This is a genomic window from Slackia sp., assembly GCF_977041755.1.
In genome coordinates, this window is record NZ_CDRRGL010000185.1 from 1 (window position 1) to 2,837 (window position 2,837).

Annotated in this window: 3 protein-coding genes; all 3 read right to left on the reverse strand. The window is 57.8% G+C overall.

All coding sequences use genetic code 11. From position 1 onward, the window contains the following. Nucleotides 1–44: 44 nt before the first annotated feature. Nucleotides 45–872 (reverse strand): 3-methyl-2-oxobutanoate hydroxymethyltransferase, encoded by an 828-nt coding sequence (gene panB, locus ACWI8T_RS09265; protein WP_114614858.1) that lies wholly within the window; start codon nucleotides 870–872, stop codon nucleotides 45–47. 71 nt (nucleotides 873–943) lie between these two features. Then, complete coding sequence (locus ACWI8T_RS09270) at nucleotides 944–1,843, reverse strand: Rossmann-like and DUF2520 domain-containing protein (RefSeq protein WP_449138731.1); 900 nt, start codon at nucleotides 1,841–1,843, stop codon at nucleotides 944–946. A 196-nt stretch (nucleotides 1,844–2,039) separates the two neighbouring features. Further along, nucleotides 2,040–2,837 (reverse strand): preprotein translocase subunit SecY (secY, locus tag ACWI8T_RS09275; protein WP_449138732.1); only part of this gene is annotated, 798 nt, incomplete at its 5' end.

Below are 2,837 nucleotides of genomic sequence, written 5' to 3' on the forward strand. Positions count from 1 at the left end.
ATTCGCGGCGACCCGCTTTCCTTCAAGCCGCCGCGCCATTTTCTTTAGTAGAGCTTCTCGAGCACGTCATCTTTGATTTTGTAGGTGTGTTCTTCAGTGGGGAACGCGCCCGAGGCCACCTCGGCCGCATAATTCGCGAACGCCTCGCGCATGACTTCGCCCACATTGGCATAGCGCTTCACGAACTTCGGCGTGAAGTCGCTGAACATGCCGAGCATATCCTGATATACGAGAATCTGGCCGTCGCAACCAGCGCCTGCGCCAATGCCGATGGTCGGAATCGAAACGGCATCGGTGATCATCTGGGCAAGCGCCGCAGGAACCGCCTCGATGACAACCGCAAACGCACCAGCCTCTTCAACGGCCTTGGCGTCGGCGAGCAAGGCACGGGCAGCTTCCTCGCTTTTGCCCTGCACCTTGAAACCGCCGAACACGTTGATTGACTGAGGGGTAAGGCCAATATGGCCCATAACGGGAATGCCGGCCTTCACGATTGCGCGAATCTGCTCAGCAACACGCACGCCGCCCTCGAGCTTCACGGCACCCGCGCGACCTTCCTTCATAAGGCGTCCCGCATTGCGCACGGCTTCCTCGACGGTCACCTCATAGCTCATGAACGGCATGTCGACAACGACGAGCGCGTTTTTCGCGCCACGGGCAACGGCGGCGCCATGGTGAATCATGTCCTCCATGGTTACCGAGACGGTGTCTTCGTAGCCGAGCACCACATTGCCCAGCGAGTCGCCAACCAAAATGCCGTTGATGCCCGACTCGTCTTCGAGCTTCGCCGTCGAATAATCGTATGCGGTGAGCATCGAGAGCTTTTCGCCTTTCGCCTTGGCGGCGGCAAACGTTGCGGCAGTATTCTTCATGGTATTCGCCTTTCTTTAAGAGCCGAGGCACCCGCCTCAAGCCCTTCCTTCCCTCTTGTCGTTTTCAGGACCTATCGTGCAGCCCTGAGTATTTCCGCGATATGCGAATAATCCCTCTCGGGATGCTTCGCGGCGGCGACCTCGACCACCACGCGCGAAAGCGCCGTATACGCGTCGCGCTCCTTCAACAGCGTTGGATCCTCCCGAAACGCCATTAAGTGTCCGACGACCGTTTCGGCGTCGTTGCGCTCGATGGGCCCAGTAAGGGCGTCGATGGGGCCACGCTCTGCGATCGACTCGCAGTTGCCCACAAACAATGGCCGCAGCGCGCCACGAGCCTCGTCGGCGCCGAAGCCACATCGCTCGAGCATCGTTTGGGCGCTTGCGAAAAGGCCCACGGCCAAATTGCTCGCGCACACGGCCGCCGCATGGTAAAGCGGCTTGTCGCTCGAAGCGATTTCCCTATGGTGGACCCCGCACGCGTCAAGCAGGGCCGACACCGTTGCAAGGGCCGATTCGTCGCCTTCGAGCGTGAAAAGCGACGAACCGATTTTCGCCTGGGCGCTTCCCCCACCCGAAATCGCGAAAAGCGGATGCACCGAAGCGGCCTTCGCGCCATATTCCACCGCATCGGCGAGAGCAGCGGCCGGCAGCGCGCCCGAACAATGGCATACGATTTTCCCGAACAGCGCATCGCACGCCGCATCGCCATACGACGCCACGAGATTCTTCCATGCATTGGCAATCTCGCCATCGGGTACCGTGAAGAAAATAACGTCGGACACCTCGACTACTTCAGCCGCATTCGCATAAGCAGCGGATGCCGTTTTCTCAGCCGATGCCTGCGCGTCTTCTAGCAACAGCGAACTGTATCCCGAAACCGAGATACCGCAATTCCGAAAAAGCTCGCCGAGCGCCGTGCCCACTTTACCCGCGCCGACGAAGCCAACACGAGCATTCGATTCGATCACGCCGCACTCCTTTCCTTGCATAGCCCAACAAGCTCAGCATTATGAAAGGGAATGCCCCTGCATGCCATTCGAGAATCTTTATTTCCTTACGTTTCCCCGCGCTAAATCTACGTGATTGCTGTACAAAAAAGAGCTCCCACAAAGGGAGCTCTTGATTTCGCAATAAAAATGCGGGCCACCTGACCCGCATTTTCGATTACTTGAAGAAGCCGTCGTAGTTGTACATCTTCAACTGGCTCTCAAGCTTGCTCATGGTGTCGAGCGCAACGCCGATCATAATGAGAATCGAAGTGCCGCCAAACGCCTGAATAAGCTGATTGCCGGTGAAGTAGAACAAAATCGACGGAACAACCGCGATAAGTGCGATGAACAGACCACCAGGCAACGTCACACGATTGATAACGTTCTTGATGTACTGCGTGGTAGCGCTACCCGGACGAACGCCCGGAATAAAGCCGCCCTGCTTGCGCAGGTTGTCGCTCGTTTCTTCGGGATTGAATACCATGGAGGTGTAGAAATACGCGAAGAACACGATGAGTGCCAGCGTAAGCAGCCAGTTGATCCAACCCGTCGACATGGCATCGGCCGCTGCGGTAAGCCAACCAATGTTGAACAGAGCAGCGATCTGAGCCGGGAAGTAAATCAAACAGCTCGCGAAGATAATTGGGATAACGCCCGCCGCATTCACCTTCAAGGGAATGTAGGTGGACTGACCACCCATCATCTTGCGACCCTGCACGCGCTTTGCGTAGTTCACCGGGATGCGGCGCTGGGCGCGTTCCACGAAGATAATCGCGGGGATGCACAGCAGCACCACGAGCACGATGAGCAGCGTGACCGCAATGCCCATGCCCGTGTCGCCCGTAAGGTTCACGCTGCTGAAAATAGCCGCGGGAACGCGAGAGACGATGGACACGAAGATGATGAGCGACATGCCGTTGCCAATGCCGCGCTGCGTGATGAGCTCGCCCATCCACATGATGAACGCGGTACC